The 16,684-nt window shown below is 73.9% G+C and carries 11 protein-coding genes; 3 read left to right on the forward strand and 8 right to left on the reverse strand.

Annotated elements, in window-relative coordinates; translation table 11 throughout:
- Positions 1-120: 120 nt before the first annotated feature.
- Positions 121-567, reverse strand: coding sequence for a nuclear transport factor 2 family protein (locus LQ326_RS41355; protein ID WP_234544230.1), 447 nt, complete (start codon positions 565-567; stop codon positions 121-123).
- Between the two features lie 379 nt (positions 568-946).
- On the opposite strand from LQ326_RS41355, the gene LQ326_RS41360 reads away from it, so the two are divergent.
- From LQ326_RS41360 to LQ326_RS41370, 3 genes are all read left to right on the forward strand, one after another.
- Entirely contained in the window at positions 947-3,979 is a 3,033-nt protein-coding gene (locus LQ326_RS41360) for an AfsR/SARP family transcriptional regulator (protein WP_234544231.1), read from the forward strand.
- A 404-nt stretch (positions 3,980-4,383) separates the two neighbouring features.
- On the forward strand, positions 4,384-4,557 hold the full coding sequence (locus LQ326_RS41365) for a hypothetical protein (protein WP_234544232.1): 174 nt from the start codon (positions 4,384-4,386) through the stop codon (positions 4,555-4,557).
- Positions 4,558-4,752: 195 nt separating this feature from the next.
- A complete protein-coding gene (locus LQ326_RS41370; protein ID WP_234544233.1) occupies positions 4,753-6,057 on the forward strand; it encodes a helix-turn-helix domain-containing protein in 1,305 nt (434 codons plus the stop codon).
- Positions 6,058-6,243: 186 nt separating this feature from the next.
- Here LQ326_RS41370 and LQ326_RS41375 read toward each other — a convergent pair whose 3' ends face one another.
- From LQ326_RS41375 to LQ326_RS41405, 7 genes are all read right to left on the reverse strand, one after another.
- A complete protein-coding gene (locus tag LQ326_RS41375; protein ID WP_234544234.1) occupies positions 6,244-6,444 on the reverse strand; it encodes an MbtH family protein in 201 nt (66 codons plus the stop codon).
- Between the two features lie 130 nt (positions 6,445-6,574).
- Positions 6,575-7,657, reverse strand: a complete 1,083-nt coding sequence (locus tag LQ326_RS41380) for a GntG family PLP-dependent aldolase (protein ID WP_234544235.1) — start codon at positions 7,655-7,657, stop codon at positions 6,575-6,577.
- Positions 7,644-9,167 carry an argininosuccinate lyase gene (gene argH, locus LQ326_RS41385; protein ID WP_234544236.1) on the reverse strand — a complete coding sequence of 508 codons (1,524 nt, stop codon included), beginning with the start codon at positions 9,165-9,167 and terminating at the stop codon, positions 7,644-7,646. The genes LQ326_RS41380 and argH overlap by 14 nt, the downstream gene beginning before the upstream one ends.
- Positions 9,164-10,396: an ATP-grasp domain-containing protein gene (locus tag LQ326_RS41390; protein ID WP_234544237.1), complete on the reverse strand. Its 1,233-nt coding sequence runs from the start codon at positions 10,394-10,396 to the stop codon at positions 9,164-9,166. Before LQ326_RS41390 ends, argH begins: the two co-directional genes overlap by 4 nt.
- Positions 10,393-11,454 (reverse strand): pyridoxal-phosphate dependent enzyme, encoded by a 1,062-nt coding sequence (locus tag LQ326_RS41395; protein ID WP_234544238.1) that lies wholly within the window; start codon positions 11,452-11,454, stop codon positions 10,393-10,395. Before LQ326_RS41395 ends, LQ326_RS41390 begins: the two co-directional genes overlap by 4 nt.
- A complete protein-coding gene (locus LQ326_RS41400; protein ID WP_234544239.1) occupies positions 11,429-12,436 on the reverse strand; it encodes a GHMP family kinase ATP-binding protein in 1,008 nt (335 codons plus the stop codon). Before LQ326_RS41400 ends, LQ326_RS41395 begins: the two co-directional genes overlap by 26 nt.
- A gap of 124 nt (positions 12,437-12,560) precedes the next feature.
- Positions 12,561-16,574 carry a non-ribosomal peptide synthetase gene (locus LQ326_RS41405; protein ID WP_234544240.1) on the reverse strand — a complete coding sequence of 1,338 codons (4,014 nt, stop codon included), beginning with the start codon at positions 16,572-16,574 and terminating at the stop codon, positions 12,561-12,563.
- Positions 16,575-16,684: the final 110 nt, after the last annotated feature.

The following is a 16,684-nucleotide window of genomic DNA, read 5'->3' on the forward strand; positions in this document are numbered from 1 at the left end:
ACGAACACGCCGGCCGCGGCGGCGACAGCGGACCGGTCACCGGACCTCCGCCGTCCCGGGCCGCCGCCGGAAGCCGTGCCGTCGGCGCGGACACCGCCGGGACGGGTGCCGTGCGGCGGCTCACTTCGAGGCGGACGTCTCCCGGTGCGGCGGCAGCCCGTCGGGCGGGCGGGTGTAGTAGTAGCGGCGGCACCCCCGTACCAGGCTCTGCCCGGACAGGGAGAACACGTCCGCGAATTCCACGCTATGAGACACCGGTTGCCCGGCCTCCCCGGCCTGACGCGCCACCCGGCCGAGCACCACCACGCGCTCCTCGTCGGCGATCACGGTGTCCAGTTCGTGCCGCCTGAGCAGCGTCGCTTGCCCCGCGAGGGCACTGAGCACCGCGTCGCGGCCCCGGCGCGGCGGAGCATCGGGGTGGTCGAGCGTCACGTCCTGCTCCGTCAGGGAGGCATACCCGTCGATGTCCCCGATGTCCAAGTAGTGGTAGGTGAGCAGCACATGCTTCACGCCGGCCGCCGTGATCAACGAACCGGCTGGGTACATACGGGGGTTGTCGCTGTCCATGGCTGGATGACCGACCTCTCGCTCTCGGTGGACGGACGCGGTGGCGCCGACGGCTCCCACCGGGGGATCGTCCGGCGGGCCGCTAACCTGCCGCTATCACCTCGCTATCCCATCCGCGTGCCATCGCCTTGCGCTGCTCCGCCGCTGGTCACAGCCGGCCGCCCGGGAGGGCCGCGCGCTCGCGGCCGGCGGGCGTGTCACGTCACAGCGGCGATCCGGGCCCCGGTGCACCTTGGGGCCGTCGCCGTTCAGCTGGTGCGCACGCCGGTGGACAGCCGCGTCCGGGCCGTAGACTTGGCGGTCAGGCGCGCTGTGGCCTGCTGTGTCTGATGGGGAGGGGTTCATGGCCGGAGTGCACCTCGAGTCGCGTGATCGGGCAGTGGGATTCACCTTTCAAGTGCTGGGCGAGCTGAAGGTGTTCAGTGACCAGGGCGCCGTGCCGATCACCGCGGGCAGGCAGCAGGTCGTCCTCGCCGCCCTGCTCCTGGAGAACGGAAGACTCCAGAACCGCGACCACCTCATCCGGCTGCTGTGGGCCGAGGCCCCACCCGACACCGCCCGCACCCAGGTGCAGATATGCGTGTCGCGGATGCGCAAGACCCTGGCCGCCGCCGCCGTCGGGGCCGCCATAGAGACCCGTCCCCCCGGCTACGTGCTCCAGATCGAGGACTCCGCGCTCGACCTGAACGTCTTCCGGCGGACGGTGGCCGAGGCCGCCGCGCTCGGCGGCCAGGGGCGGACCGCCGAGGCCGCGGCCCTGCTGCGCGCGGCGGTCGGTCTCTGGCGCGGCCCCTGCCTGAACGGCATTCCCAGCGAGGCGCTCGCGAGGGTCGCCGAGCACATCGACGAGGAACGCCTCGCGGCCACCGAGTCGTTCATCGAGCTGGAGCTCGCGCTGGGTCGTCACCACCAACTGACCGCCGAAATAGCCCGGCTGGTGGGCGAGAACCCCTTACGGGAAAGATTCCGCGGGCAGTTGATGCTCGCCCTGCACCGCTCCGGCCGCCAGGCCGAGGCCCTGGAGATCTACCGGCAGGGCCGCACCCTGCTCATGGACGAACTGGGCCTCCAGCCCGGAGAGGACCTGCGCCGGCTGGAGCAGGCCATCCTGACCGAGGACGCGTCCCTCCGGCTCGAGCGCCCACCCGGCACGGACCTGCGGGCCGCCGAGCCGTCGCCGGCCCCGCCCGCCACCGGCACGGAACCGGACCCGGTCCCCGCCGAGGACGGCCGCGGCGCCGCCGCCCGCACCGCCGTCCCCCGCCAACTCCCCGTGGACACGGCCGACTTCGTCGGCCACCAGCAGCTCGTCGCGGAGGCGGAGGGCGTCCTCACGAACGCCTCGCCCGACCGGGCCACGGGCATCGTTGTCATCACCGGCCGCTCCGGCATCGGCAAGAGCACCTTCGCCGCCCGGGTCGCCCACCGCCTCGCCGAGTCCCACTTCCCCGACGGCCAGCTCTATTGCCAACTGCGCGGCGGACGGGCGGATCCGGTCGACCCCCGCGAGGTCCTCGGCCGGTTCCTGCGCGCACTGGGCCTGCCCGGGCCCGCCATACCCGACTCCCTGGAGGAACGAGGCGAGATCTACCGCAGCATGCTCGCCGCCCGGCGGATCCTGGTCGTCCTCGACGACGCCGCCGGCGAGGAGCAGGTCTTCCCGCTGCTGCCCGGCGGCCGCTCCTGCGGGGTGCTCGTCACCAGCCGGGTACGGCTCACCGCACTGCCCGGGGCCCATCGGCTGACTCTGGACATCCTCGACGAGCAGGGCTCACTGGAACTCATCGGCAACGTTGTCGGTGCCGACCGCGTACGGGGCGAACCGGAGGCCGCGAAGGCGCTCGCCGCCGCTGTGGGAGGGCTGCCGCTCGCCCTGCGCATCGTCGCCGCCCGGCTGGCGGCCCGTCCGCACTGGCCGCTCGCCTCGATGGTGCAGCGCCTCGCCGACGAACGCCACCGCCTCGACGAACTGGCCCACGGCGAGATGACCGTCCGCGCCGGTCTCTCCCTGACCTACGACGGGCTGGCCGGCACCGACCGCAAACTGCTGCGCCTCCTCAGCCTCACCAAGGGGTCCACGTTCCCCAGCTGGATCGGCGGCGCCCTGCTTGACGCCCCGCACTCCGGCCCGTACCCGTCCGACCTCATGGAGCCCCTGGTCGACGTGCAGATGCTCGACGTCGCCGGCGTCGACGCCACCGGCGAACTGCGGTACGGCTTCCACGACATCATCCGGCTGTTCGCCCGGGACCGGCTGGCCGCCGAGTCGGACGCGACCGAACGGCGGGCCGCGATCCGCCGGGTGGGCGGCGCCTGGATCGCCCTCGTCGGCGAGGCCCAGCAGCGCGTCCTCGGTACTCAGTACATCAGCGGGCCGGCCGTCCGTTGGAACCCGCCCGCCGGCCACGTCAGGACCATCCTGGCCCGCCCCCTGGAATGGCTGGACACCGAACGCGAGAACCTCAGCCTGACCGTGGAGAGCCTCGCCCAGGAGGACGAGGACGAGTACGCCTGGGAACTCGCCGTCAGCCTGGCCCCGTTCTACGAGGCACGCGGCTATCTCGACCACTGGGCCCGAACCCACCGCAAGGCGCTGACCGCCGTGCGCCGCAGCGACAACCGGCTCGGTCAGGCCGCCCTGCTGGCCTCCCTCGGATCCATGCACCTCAACCGCCGCAACCTGCCCGAGGCCCGCCGGACGCTGACGGCCGCGGCCGGCCTTTTCGAGGCGCTCGGACACACCAAGGGCCTGGGGCTGTGCCGCCGCGACCTCGGCCTCCTGGAACGGCTCGCGGGCGACGACACCGCTGCGATGCGGCTCTTCGACGAGGCCGAACAGGACTTCGGCCGCGTCGGGAACCACTGGTCACGCGCCTCCGTCCTCGTCCAGCGCGCGGCCATCCTGCTGCGGCGCGGCGACGTCCGCCGGGTGGAGACCGAACTCGACGAGGCGCTGGAGATCTGGCGTGACCTCGGCTACCTCGGCGGGCAGGCCCGGGTGCTCCAGCGCGCGGGCCAGTTGCACCTGTACCGCGAGCAGTACGACGACGCCCGCCAGGTGCTGTCCGAATGCCTCAGCATGGTCCGGGACGACGGCGACGTGATCGGCGAGGGGTACATCCTTCACGACCTCGGCCGGGTCCACGCCCGCCTGGGCGAACTCACCGAGGCCGCCTCGTACTTCGCCCGGGCGCTGTCCGCGCGCGAGGACATCCTCGACCAGGCGGGCGCAGCCTCCGTCCGCGTCGACCTCGCCGACCTGTCCCTGCGCGCCGACGACACCGCCGAGGCCGGAGGACTGCTCGCCGACGCCCTGGAGGTGTTCGGCAGGCTCGGCATGGCCGAGGAACAGGAACGCGCCGCCCACCTGCTCGCACGGGTGACGGCCGACGGCACCGCCGAGGACCGGTGACGCCGACGCCGCAGCCGGGCACGTGCCAGGGAGCGCGCACCTGCCAGAGGTACCGGTCCCCCCGGTGAGTCCGCACCGCGCTCCGGCGGCCGGCCGTCGACCCGCCGCACGCCCCCTTCGTCGCCGGGCGCACCACCCGGCAGGCGGTGGTTCGGGAGCGCACGCTGTCGTCCAGCACCGCCTCCCGCCGCTTTCTGAAACGCGGTCTGGAACAGGTGTGCTGGCATCCGCCCGGGTTCACGGCTGCCCCCGAGCACGTCCGCATGGTCGGGGCCACGCGGCGAACATGCAGGTCACGGCGGCTATCCAAGGGGGATAGCGGCGTCAAAGCGGCGTGATTGCAGCGACTCCTAACTTTCCTTCCGCAAGCCCGGCAAGAGCCGACGGAGAGGAAGGAAGCCACCATGAACAGCACCTTCGCACCGGTCATGAAGTCCGTGAGGACCGCCGTCGTCGTGATCGCGGCTGCCGCAGCCCTCATGGGCGCGGCGACGGCCGAGGCCGCGACGCACCCGCAGCAGGCGCCCACCGTGCGGGCCGACGGCGGCTCCACGGACGACACGAACCCCTGGAGCTGACGACGCGCCGCCCGGGTCGGGCGCCGACGCGGCCGGGCCGACGGCCCCGGCCCCCGGCCCCGGGCCGCGTCGGCACCCGGCATCCACCGGCGATGCCCAGGAACGACACCGGGGAACGGCACCGGGCGACCCACTCGGACGGCGTCCCGCCCACCGGTCCCACCAGCACCTCGGAACGGCCCACCGGAGCACGTCATGAACGACATCCGAACCCAGCCGGACCTCGGTGTCCTGCTGAGAGACCACCGCCGGCGCGCCGGACTCACCCAGCGGCACCTCGCGGACCTCACCACCGTCAGCGTGCGCGCCATACGCAACCTGGAGCAGGGCAAGGTCCTCTCCCCACGACTGGACACGGTCCGGCTGCTGGCGGACGGGCTGCGGCTCGGCGCCGGCCAGCGCGAGACGTTGCTGGACGCGGCACGGCGCCGCCCGGGCGCCGGCGGCCGGCACCCCGAGGACGGGAGCGGTGCCCCGACGCCCTGGCTCGTCCGGGGCCCACTGATCGGCCGCGACACCGAAACGGCGGCCCTCACCGACCTGCTGAGGCAGCCCGACGGACGGCTGGTGACCGTCGTCGGCATAGGAGGGGTCGGCAAGTCACATCTGGCCGCCGAGGCCGTGCGCCGCGCCGCCGCCGACGGCACTCGGGTCCTGTGGCGGGATCGCGGCGAGGACATCCCCGCCGGTGAACTCGCCCACCACAGACCGGGGGAGCGGGCCGTGCTGGTGCTGGACGACGCCGACCTCTCGGCCGGCACCGGCCGGCTGGTCGCCCTGATGCGCGCCAACCCCCGGCTGCGGATCCTGCTCACCGGGTGCGGGCCCTGCGGCGTCCCCGGCGAGCAGATCCTTCGGCTCGCCCCCCTGCCGGTGCCCGGACCCGGCGCCGAGACGGACCCCGCGCGGCTGGCCGAGGTGCCGTCCGTACGGTTGCTGAGCGCGCACATCCGCGCCGGCAACCCCCTGTTCCGGCTGGACGACACCGACGCCCCGGTCGTCGCCGAGCTGTGCCGTCGCCTCGACGGACTGCCGAGGGCCCTGGAGTTCGCCGGCCGCTGGACCCTCGTACGCTCCCTGCCGGAGCTCTTGGCCGAGGTGGAACGCAGCCCGTTCGGTCTGACCGCCCCGCCGATGACCTCGGACACCTCACGCGATCTCGTGGTCCGGCTGCGCCGCACCCTGGGCCGGCTCAGCCCGGCCGGCGTGTCCTTTCTCGCCGCCGTGGCCCGCGACCACCGCAGCTGGTCGGTGGCCGAGGCGGCGACCGCCGTCGGGACGTCCGGCGCCGACGCCGCCGTCATCGTCTTCACCCTGCTGACGTACGGCCTGGTGCGGCCCGAGGGCCTCGGCGGCGACGAACCCCGTTTCTCGGTGCTCAACCACGTGCGGCACCTGTACGCCGAGGCACGCCGCGAAACCCGGCGCTGCGGGGCGGCCGTGATGCACCGGACCGGCCCCGAGGACCGCGGCCGGAAGGTGGCGGTCGGCGAAGGCTGACGAGGACGCGCGGCCCGCCCCCGTGAGGCGGGCCGCCGGCCTGAGCACGGTCGTCGCGTTCGCAGATCCCGTGGAACGTGTCCCGCGGCAGCCCCGCGGTGCGGCGGCCGAGCAGAAGGCGACTCCGACGCGTCGGCCGTACGGGGGTGCCGGCGGACCGGGCCCGCCGGCACCCCGCGTCCAGCACTACGCCGCGGCGGTCGCGGTGCGCAGGCTCAGCGGGCGCATGTCGGTCCAGACGCGCTCGATGTGGTCGAGGCAGTCCTCCTTCGGACCGCTGACGCCGACCGCGCGCCAGCCCTGCGGGATGCTGCGGTCGGCCGCCCAGACCGAGTACTGCTCCTCGTCGTTGACGACGACGAGCCACTGCTGGGAGTTCTGCTGCATGACGATTCTCCGATCGTGTTCTGAGGGCGTTTCAGGACGGGTGTGACGCGGGTGGTGCCGATGGGTCGTGGAAAGGGTCCGTAGGACCAGGTGGCCGGTGGCGGCGCGCGGGCCGGTCGCGGGGTACGGCTCAGGCGGCGGTGGTCTGCGGTACCAGGAGGCCGTGGAAGACCGCCAGGGCGCGGTCGACGCCGGCGTCGTCCACCCCGGCGTGGGTGACCGCCCGGATCCGGCCGTGGCCCAGCTCGGCGAGGCGCACGCCCTGCTCCCAGGCCAGCTCGATGAACCGGGCCTGCGTCAGGCCGGCCGTGTCGACCCGGAAGAAGACCATGTTGGTCTCGACCGGCTCCACGACGACCCCGGGCAGTGCGGTGAGCCCTGCGGCCAGCCGGCGCGCCGTGGCGTGGTCCTCCTCGAGCCGGGCCGTCATCTCCCGCAGCGCGACCAGTCCGGCGGCGGCGAGCACCCCGGCCTGCCGCATGCCGCCGCCCAGCATCTTGCGGATCCGGCGCACGGACCGGACGAACTCGGCGCCGCCCGCGACCATGGAGCCGACGGGCGCGGACAGCCCCTTCGACAGGCAGAACTGCACCGAGTCCGCATAACCGGCGATGACACGCACGGGGACGCCGAGGACGAGCGCCGCGTTGAAGATGCGGGCCCCGTCCAGATGCACCGCCACCCCGCGGGCGCGGGCCAGTGCGCGGACCTCGGCCAGGTACTCCAGCGGCAGTACCCGCCCGCCGCAGCGGTTCTGCGGGTTCTCCACGCACAGCAGGGCGGGCAGCGCGAACTGCGGGTCCTCGGGGTCCTCGGGGAAGGCGGCCTCGATGTCGGCGAGCGCCATCGTGCCGTCGGCCCGGTTGGCCACCGGTTCGACGATCACGCCGCCGCAGTAGGAGGCCCCGCCGGCCTCGTAGACGTAGATGTCGGACTCGGCGCCCGCGAGGGCCTTGGTGCCGCGCGGGCAGTGGGCGAGCAGGGCCGCCAGGTTGCCCATGGTGCCGCTCGGCATGAAACAGGCGTCCTCCATGCCGAGGACACCGGCGGCCAGTTCCTCCAGTTCACGGGCGGTCGGGTCCTCGCCGTACACGTCGTCGCCGAGCGGTGCCCTCGTCATCTCCTCCAGCATCCGGGCCGTCGGCAGGGTGAAGGTGTCGCTGCGCAGTTCGACGACGGGCGCCGGGGACGCGTCGCGGTCAGTGCTCCTCATGGAAGTCCTCCTCGGGTTCGGGTCCGGCGGCCGGGGCGGTGTTCCCGGTCCCGCGGTGCACCAGGGCCACGGCGTCCCGCAGGCGCTCATCGGCGTCGTGCCAGCGGGCGGTCTCCTTGGCGAGCCGGGTGCGGTGGTCCTCCCAGCGCAGGGTGAGCGGTTCGTGGCAGCGCCGGAACGAGGCGGGTCCGGGGCCGCCGCCGAACTCGGCCGCCCGCCACACGGCCTGCGGCCGCAGACCGGCCGACTCGCCGGCCGGCGCGTGGCCGTGCGCGTCGAGGGCCGCGCCCAGTGAGCCGGCCCGCCCCTCCACGACGGCGAGGGCGGCCTCCCCGACCTGGTGGTGGGCCCGCCGGAACGGCACCCCCTGCCGTACCAGCCACTCCGCGGTGGCGGTGGCGTGCGTCAGCCCCTCGGTCGCCCGGACGGCCATGGCCCGGGGCACCGGCCGGGCTCCGTCGTAGGCCAGACGCAGTATCTTCACCGCGTCGACGGTGGCGTCCAGGGCCGGCATCACATGGGTCATCGCCTCGGTGCCGACCGCGATGGAGTTGGTGAACGGCGTGCCCCGCATCGCGCTCGCGGCGGCCGTCAGACCGCCGAGGGCGGCGGCGGACTTGCCCTGCACATGTTCCAGGACGAACGCGTTGCGCTTCTGGGGCATCATCGAGCTCGACCCGACCAGCCCGTCGGGGATCGACACCAGCCCGAACTCGGCGCTCGACCACATCAGCAGGTCGAGGGCGGCCCGGTCGAGGGTGACCCCCAGCACCACGGCCGCCGACAGCATCCGCAGCGCGGTGTCGCGGGTGGCGATGGCGTCGACCGAGTTGCGCACCGGCTCGCCGAAGCCGAGGAGCTCGGCCGTGCGCGCGGGGTCGATCGGGACGGTCGTCCCGCCGATCGATCCGGCGCCCAGCGGGCACCGGTCCAGCCCCTCACCGGCCTGGGCCAGGGCCCGGGCGTCCCGCTCGAAGGTCTGCGCCAGCCCCAGCAGGTAGTGGCCGTAGGTGACGGGCACGGCCGCCTGGAAGTGGGTGTAGGCGGGCATCAGCACCTCGCGGTGCTCGTGGGCGCGTTCCAGCAGCACCCGGCCCAGCTCGCCCAGTTCCTCCGACAGCCGGCGGTACGGTTCGCGCAGCGCCAGCTGGAGGCAGGTGACGCCGAGGTCGTTGCGGGAGCGGCCGGTCTGGAGGACTCCGCCGGTCTCGTCGCCGAGGGTGTCGATCAGATGGGATTCGTAGGCCAGATAGAGACCGCGGGGGGCGGGCCGGGTCTCCAGGGGTTCGTGGTCCCGCTCGCGCAGTTCCGTGATCGCCGCCAGCAGGGTCGAGGCGGTCCGTGCGCCGATGATCCGGCGCTCGGCCAGCATGACGACGTGCGCGAGGTCGACATGGGTGATGCGGTCGAGTTCGCTCTTCCAGGCGGGCCTCGGCGGGTCGCGCCGCTCCAGGAGCATGCGGCGTATCTCGGGGGAGGCGGCGCTGCGCAGGCGGCCGGAGTCCGTCATGCGGGGACCTCCTGACGGACGGCCAGGGACGGCCGGATGCGGCGCAGGCCCTCGTCGGCGGCGACCGCGGCCTCGGCCGCGGACGCGCCCCGGGCCAGCACGTGCCCGATCCGGTCCCGGAAGTCACCGGCCACGACGATCTCCGCGCCGGGCTCCCGGTAGGTCTCCACGTCGACCACGCCGGGGACGGCACAGGCTTGTGCCACCCCGTCGACGGAGTGCAGCCGGCCGCTGTCCGCGGCCACGACGAACCGGATCGCGGCCCCCCGGGCGGCCGTGGCGGCCACCGGGGCCGGCCGGCCGCTGAAGGCCGCGACCGTCCCCAGGATCAGGTCGGTCCCGGTCGCCTCCCGCACCAGCCGGGGGATCCAGCCGCCCGCCAGCCGCGGGTTGACCTCGATCAGCACCGGGCCGTCGGGGCCGACGCGCAGTTCCACGTGCGCGGGGCCGAGGGTGATCCCCAGCGCCCGTACGGCGGCCTCGGCCGCCTCGGTGACGGCGCCCTGGTCTCTCGGCGCGAGGGGGGCGGGGAAGTCGTGCCCGGTCTCGACGAACAGGGGCGGTGCCCCGAGGTGCTTGGCGGTGACCCCGACCACGGTGCCGTCGAGGACCTCCGCCGAGTACTCCGGGCCGCTGACGAACTCCTCGACCGTGACCCGGCGCGGCACCGGCCGGCCGCGCTCGTTGAAGGCGCGGTCCAGCGTGGCCCGGGCGTGCCCGGCGGCCTCGGCCGGGTCCGCGCACAGCAGCACCCCGAGGCTGCCGCTGCCTGTGACCGGCTTGATCACCACCGGGTAGCCGGTCTCCTCGGCCGCGGTCAGGACCTCCTCGACCGTGCCGGCCACGGTGAACCGGGGCACCCGGACCCCGGCCGCGGCGAGCCGGGCACGCTGCGCGCCCTTGTCGCGGACCGACGCGAGGTCGGCGGGGGCGTTCGCCGGCAGGCCGAGGGCGGTGGCCGCGGCGGCCGCGGTCTCCACGTAGTAGTCGGAACTGGTGGCGACGCCCGCGATCCGACGTGCGGTGCCCAGCCGCCGGCAGGCGTCGACCACCGCCTCGACGCTGTCGGTGTCGGCACGGACCACCTCGGCACCGCCCACCGAGGCGTACCGGGACGGATCGGCGGTGAGCAGCACCGGGTGGAGGCCGAGCGTGCGGGCCGCCGCGGGGAACAGCCGCCCCGTCCCGGTGGTGTTGCTCTCGACGAGGACGAAGACGTCCCGGTTCATACGGTCACTCCTTCCGTGAGGGCGACGACCTCGTCACGGGTGCGCCGGTGCCAGGGGAACCGGGACCAGCTGCCGGCGACCTGGGAGGGATGGTCCAGCGTGCGGGGCGCGCCGGGCGGCGGCGCGGGGAGGAAGCCGTTGCGACGCAGCCACACGTCGTTGTGCACGGTGTTGGTGTAGCGGTGGCCCTCGTCGGGGAAGAGCGCCATCACCCGCAGCTCGGGGTGGCGGTCGGCGTACCACTGGGCCACATGGTGTGCGGCGCCGCTGGTCGGCCCCATGTACAGGGCGTGCTCGGCGTGCAGCCGCCGGGTCGCGGTGAACGCGGTTCCGGCGTCCAGCCAGTGGACCTCGTCGAACAGCGTGTGCTCCAGGACGGGCGGCACCAGGCCGTTGCCCAGACCGCGCAGTCGCCGGGGCCCGGCCGGGGCGCCGAACAGCACACTGCCCGGGGTGTCCACGCCGATCAGCTTCAGCTCCGGGTTCAGCGCCCGCAGGAAGGAGCCGATCCCGGAGGACGAACCGCCCGAGCCGACCGGGCAGACCAGCGCGTCGAACGTGCCCATGCTCTCCAGCAGCAGTTCGGCGACGGCACCGTACGACACCGGATTGAGCGGATTGTCGTACTGTCCGGGTGTGTAGTACGAGTCCAGCCGCGCCTGGAAACGGGCGACCCGGTCCAGCCGGGCCTGCTGCACGCCCCGGGCGCGCAGTTCGGGCCCCGAGACGATGCTCACCCGGGCGCCGAGCGCCTCCAGCCGCCGGCGCAGCGGCGGTTCGATCGCCGGGTCGCCGACGAGGACCAGCGGGATGCCCTTGAGCCGGCACACCATCGCGAGCCCCAGCCCGAAAGTGCCGGACGTGGTCTCCACGACCGTGGTGCCCTCGGTGAGTTCACCGGTCTCGATGGCACTGGTGAGGATGAACTGCGCGGGCAGCAGCTTCATCAGATGGAAGGCGGCCCCGTACACATTGGGTCCGACCTGGATGACCTTGGGCAGGACGTGGCCGTCGACCACGCTCGCGAAGGCCCTACGACTGGTGTGCGTACGGGACATGAGAGTCGCTCCCGGCGATGTAGCGCCAATGGTCGGTGACACGCAGTTCGGCGAGCCGGCGGGCGGCCAGCGCCGTGCGCTGCTCCAGCCCCGGCTGGTGGGGTGCGAAGAGCAGGGCGGCGACCGTGCCGCTGTGGGCCACCTGCACGCCCAGCGCCTCGGTCTCCTCGGCGATCTCCAGCACGCGGTCGAAGCGCGGTACCGGCAGGAACCGCTGGTTGATACGGGCGCTCGCGGTGGCGATCCGGCCGAGCTCCCGGTGGTCGCCGCGGGCCACGGCCCGGCGCATCAGGCCGCGCAGCGCGCGGAAACACTCGATCTCCCAGGCGTTGTACCGCGCTCTCGGCAGCGCCAGGGTGTCGATCTCCTTGTCCGCGGCGGAGAAGCCGAGCACCGCCAGCGGCGGCACCGGCCGGTGGAAGTCCTCGATCACCGCACCCTCGCAGTGCGCGAACAGCAGCATCCGGTCGAAGTAGATCAGGGGGTCGGTGGCGGCCTCCGCGGCGACCGCGATCCGCGCGATCCGCTCCGGCGCGAGGTGACGGCCGGCCGCCGCCAGCACCGCCAGGATCGCCGCGGTCACGTCACTGGTCGACGAGCCCAGGCCGCGGCCCACGGCGACATCGCCGCGCAGCTCCAGCTCACCGCCGTAGGCGCCCATGCCGAGCACCTCCAGCGTGGTGCGCGCGGCGTCGAGGGCCTTCGTCTTCCATGACGGGGTGACCGTCAGCTCCCGCTCCCAGCGGCTCAGCCGCACCGTCGCGTTGCTGGCGAACAACGGGCAGGGCAGCGTGACCAGGCCGCGGCGGAGCCTGCCGTCGTCCTCGAACACCCCCTGGAGCAGTTCACCGTGGTGGCTGGGGGCGGTTCCGGTGCCCATGAGCACGCCGTGCTCCAGGTGCGGGGGCACCAGTTCCATCTGAGCCTGGCCGTGCGCGTCCTGTGCGGACAGCACGTCCTGGCTCTGCACGCCGATCTTCACCTACGCCTCCTCGAACGTTCGAGTCTGGGAATGGGGGTGACATGTACGTGTCTCGTCCCGCGGGGCGGCAGGGGCCGGGGAGCGGGGCCGTGCGGGCCCCGCGTCCTGCCGGCGTCGTTCGCTCTCACGTGTCCGCGGACGGCCGCGCGGCACGCCCCGCGGCCTGGTGGGGGCGGACGATCTCGGTGATCCGCGCGGCCAGTTCACCGACGTGCGGCGGGTGCACCATGTCGTGGTGGTTGCCCGGCACCGGGAAGGTGCCGACCCGGCCGCGGGTCAGCGCCCGCCACGCGTCCGGGTCGACGGTGGGGCTCTTGAGGGTCGGGTGGGACTCGGAGACGGTGAACAGGTGGACGTCCGCGTCGACGACCGCGCCGGGCCGGTACCGCGCGGCGGCCTCCCCGTTGGCGCGGGCCACCTCGACCATGCGGCGCACGGCCGTCGACTCGATCCGGTCGGGCAGCCGGCCGGCCTGGTGGGAGTGGCGGACCAGGGCGGCGATGAGCGCGTTGTCGTCGAGCGCGTCCATCTCGTGGGAGGACATCCCGGCATCGGCCCCGAACCGGGAGAGCACGTCCTCGTCGCCGACGAGGTCCGCGGACCCGGGCACCGGGGAGTCCAACAGCACCAGAGCGCCGACCTCGCAGCCCGCCCGCTCCAGTCGCACCGCCATCTCGAACGCCACGACACCGCCGAACGACCAGCCGCCGAGCAGTACCGGCCCCTCGGGGGCCAGTTCCGCGATCTCGCTCAGATAGCGCTCGGCGATCTCCTCGACCGTACGCAGCGGGGCCGCGCCCGTGTTGTAGCCGACCGCCTCGACGCCGTACAGGTCGACACTGCCCTCCAGCTCCCGGGCCAGCCCCATGTAGGAGCTGACGCCGCCGCCGTGCGGATGGACCAGGAACAGCGGCGAGCGGGTGGCGGGCGAGACCGTCGCCAGGGGCACCAGCAGCCGCTCGGACACGGCGGACACCTCGGGCAGCGCACCGCACAGCGCCTCGATCGTCGGCGTCCGGAAGAACGTGCTGAGCGGGACGCTCACGCCCAGCTCCCGCCGTACCGCCTCGACCAGTTCGAACGCGCTCAGGGAGTTGCCGCCGGCGGCGAAGAAGTCGTCCCGCACGCCCACCGGGGACCGGCCGAGGACCCGCTCGCAGATCGAGGTGACCCGCAGCTCCAGCGAGTCCCGGGGCGCGACGGGCTCGGCGCCCGCCTCCGCGGCGGGCTCGGGCAGCTGCTTGCGGTTCACCTTGCCGTTCGGCGTGAGCGGCATCCGCTCCAGGCCGACCAGTACGGCCGGGATCATGTACTGCGGCAGCCGTTCCCGCAGGAAGGCGCGCAGTCCGGGCTCGTCGGGCTCGTCCCGCCAGGAGACGTAGCCGACGATCCGCCGTGCCATGTCCTCGCCCGCCGTGATCACCGCGGCCCGGGCCACCGCGGGGTACCGCTGCAGCACCGCCTCGATCTCGCCGAGCTCGATCCGGTGGCCGCGGATCTTGACCTGGCTGTCCTCCCGGCCGATGTATTCCAGAGTCCCGTCGCTCCGCCGGCGGGCCAGGTCCCCGGTGCGGTAGAGCCGGCCGCCGGCACCGAACGGGTCCGGTACGAACCGTTCCGCGGTGAGTGCCGGCCGCCCCGCGTAGCCGCGGGTGACGCCCGATCCGCCGATGACCAGTTCTCCGACGGCGCCGATCGGTACCAGCCGCATCCGGTCGTCCACCACGTGCACCCGGGTGTTGGCGATCGGCAGGCCGATGGAGACCCGCTCCGCACAACCGTGCGGGTCGATCCGGTGCAGGGTCGAGTAGACGGTGGTCTCGGTCGGTCCGTACAGGTTCCACAGCCGCGACACCCGCGGCGCCAGCTCCCGGGCCAGCTGCGGGGAGAGCGCCTCGCCGCCGGTGACCGCCTGGAGGCCGCCGCCCTGCCAGCCGCTGAGCAGCAGCAGGTGCCAGGTGGCCGGGGTCGCCGCCATGACTGTGGCGCGGGCCGCCGACAGGGCCTCGGCCAGCGCGGCGCCGTCGGAGGCGGTCTCGCGGTCCACGACGACCAGCCGGGCGCCGCGCACCAGCGGAACAAACAGTTCCAGCACCGACGCGTCGAACGCCACGGTGGTCACCGTGCACAGCACGTCGTCACCGGAGACGTCGAGCGCGCGGGCGATGTCCTCGGCGAAGTTCACCAGGCCGCGATGGGGGACCATCACGCCCTTGGGACGCCCGGTCGAGCCGGAGGTGTAGATCACGTACGCCAGGTCGTCCGGCCGTGCCGGCGCCGCTGTCCGCTCGGCGCCGGCGGGCACCGGCGGCGGCGCCCCGATGTCGATGACCCGCACGTCCGTGTCCAGGCCCAGCCGCGCCACCAGCTCCGGCCGCCCCAGCAGCAACCGGGCCCCGCTGTCGGCCAGCACGTACGCCAGCCGGTCCACCGGATAGTCGGGCTCCAGGGGGAGATACGCCGCTCCGGCCTTGAGGATCGCGAGCAGCGCGACCACCAGCTCCGGGGACCGCTCGACCAGCACACCCACCGGGGCGTCCTGGCCCGCGCCCTCCGCCCGCAGAACCGAGGCCAGCGCCGAGGCCCGCCGCACCAGCTCGGCGTAGGTGACCTCGTTGCCGTCGAGATCCCGGACGGCGACCGCGTCCGGGGTGCGCTCGGCCTGCCGGTCCACGAGGTCCGGCACGAGCAGCGGCGACTCCGGGACGGCGGTGTCGTTCCAGTCCGAGAGCAGCAGCCGTTCCTCCTCCGGCGCGAGCAGGTCCAGATCCCCGATCGGGGTGTCCGGCCGCGCTACCGCGTGCGCCAGGATCCGCCGGTAGTGCTCGGCGAACCGGGCGACGGTCCCGGCCTCGAACAGCTCGGTCGCGTAGGAGATCAGCACCTCCATCCGCGGGCCCCGGGTCACCACGGTGACATCGAGGTCGAAGCGGGCGGTGTCGGCCTCGACCGGCAGCGACCTGACCGACACCCGGGGCAGCCGCAGCTGCGAGGTCTGTTCCTCGACCAGGTTGAACAGCAGCTGGAACAGCGGGTTGCGGCTCAGGTCGCGCTCCGGCCGCAGCTCGTCGACCAGCACGTCGAACGGCACGTCCTGGTGCTCGTACGCCTCCAGTGTGGTGCCCCGGACCCGGGAGAGCAGTTCGGCGAACGTCGGGTTCCCCGCCAGGTCGGTGCGGAGCAGCACCGTGTTGACGAAGAACCCGATCAGGCCCTCCGTCTCCTGGAGCGTACGGCCGGACATCGGGACGCCGACCGTCACGTCCCGGCTGCCGGTGTGCCGGGACACCAGGGCGGCGAACGCCGCGAACAGCACCATGAACGGCGTCACGCGGTACCTCTGGGCGAGCTCCCGCACCCCGTCGGCCACCGCCGGGTCGATCACATGGGACACCCGGGCGCCCGCGCCGCCGCGCACCGCGGGCCGCGCCCGGTCGCCGCGCAACTCCGTCGGGGTTGCCCCGGCCATGCTCCGCTTCCAGTGCTCCACCTCGGCGGCCGCCTCGGGCGTCGCCAGCTGCCGGGCGGCCCGCTCCGCGTAGTCCGCGTACTGGATCGGCAGTTCGAGCAGCTCCGGACGGCTGCCCGCGGTCAACGCCGCGTAGCCTTGCGACAGTTCCTGCCAGAGGATCTGCATCGAGGCCGCGTCGACCGCGATGTGGTGCACGACCACCGTGAACAGGTAGCGCTGCTCGGGCAGTTCGGTCAGCCGCGCCCGCAGCCACGGACCGGCGGCGAGGTCGAACCGCCCGCTGATGTCCGCGTCGCGCAGCCGGTAGGCCTCCTCGTACGCCGGCCCGACGGCCAGGTAGCGCAGGTCGGTGCGGCGCAGCCGGACCGCCGATGCCGGGCCGACCCGGAGCCTCGGGCCGCCGGCGGCGTCCTGCACCACGCGGGACCGCAGGATGGTGTGCCGCTCCACGACCAGCCGCAGCGCCGCGTCGAGCGCGTCCGCGTCGAGCGGGCCGGACAGCTCGAAGACCTGCGCCATGTTGTACTCGACGAGATCGGGACGGAGGTGTTCGAGCAGCCACACCCGTCGCTGCGCCGCCGACAGCGGCGCGTCCCCGGCAGGACCGGAGCCGGTCTGCCGCCGCACGGTGTCCACCGCGCGTTCCACGATCGGACTTGTCGTCATCAGGGCGTCCTCCGGTCGGTCGTACCGGATGCGGGCAGGAGGTGCCCGACCGCTTCGGCCATGGTGTGGATGGTGGGGTTGTCGAAGACGAGGGCGAGCGGGATGTCGGG

It is taken from the genome of Streptomyces shenzhenensis (assembly GCF_021462265.1).
In the GTDB taxonomy this organism is placed as follows: domain Bacteria; phylum Actinomycetota; class Actinomycetes; order Streptomycetales; family Streptomycetaceae; genus Streptomyces; species Streptomyces shenzhenensis.

What these genes read in the sequence shown, in the direction of transcription:
- LQ326_RS41355 (WP_234544230.1), bottom strand. Translation starts at nt 567, where the DNA reads ATGGACAGCGACAACCCCCGTATGTACCCAGCCGGTTCGTTGATCACG.
- LQ326_RS41365 (WP_234544232.1), top strand. Translation starts at nt 4,384, where the DNA reads ATGAACAGCACCTTCGCACCGGTCATGAAGTCCGTGAGGACCGCCGTC.
- LQ326_RS41370 (WP_234544233.1), top strand. Translation starts at nt 4,753, where the DNA reads ATGAACGACATCCGAACCCAGCCGGACCTCGGTGTCCTGCTGAGAGAC.
- LQ326_RS41375 (WP_234544234.1), bottom strand. Translation starts at nt 6,444, where the DNA reads ATGCAGCAGAACTCCCAGCAGTGGCTCGTCGTCGTCAACGACGAGGAG.
- LQ326_RS41380 (WP_234544235.1), bottom strand. Translation starts at nt 7,657, where the DNA reads ATGAGGAGCACTGACCGCGACGCGTCCCCGGCGCCCGTCGTCGAACTG.
- argH (WP_234544236.1), bottom strand. Translation starts at nt 9,167, where the DNA reads ATGACGGACTCCGGCCGCCTGCGCAGCGCCGCCTCCCCCGAGATACGC.
- LQ326_RS41390 (WP_234544237.1), bottom strand. Translation starts at nt 10,396, where the DNA reads ATGAACCGGGACGTCTTCGTCCTCGTCGAGAGCAACACCACCGGGACG.
- LQ326_RS41395 (WP_234544238.1), bottom strand. Translation starts at nt 11,454, where the DNA reads ATGTCCCGTACGCACACCAGTCGTAGGGCCTTCGCGAGCGTGGTCGAC.
- LQ326_RS41405 (WP_234544240.1), bottom strand. Translation starts at nt 16,574, where the DNA reads ATGACGACAAGTCCGATCGTGGAACGCGCGGTGGACACCGTGCGGCGG.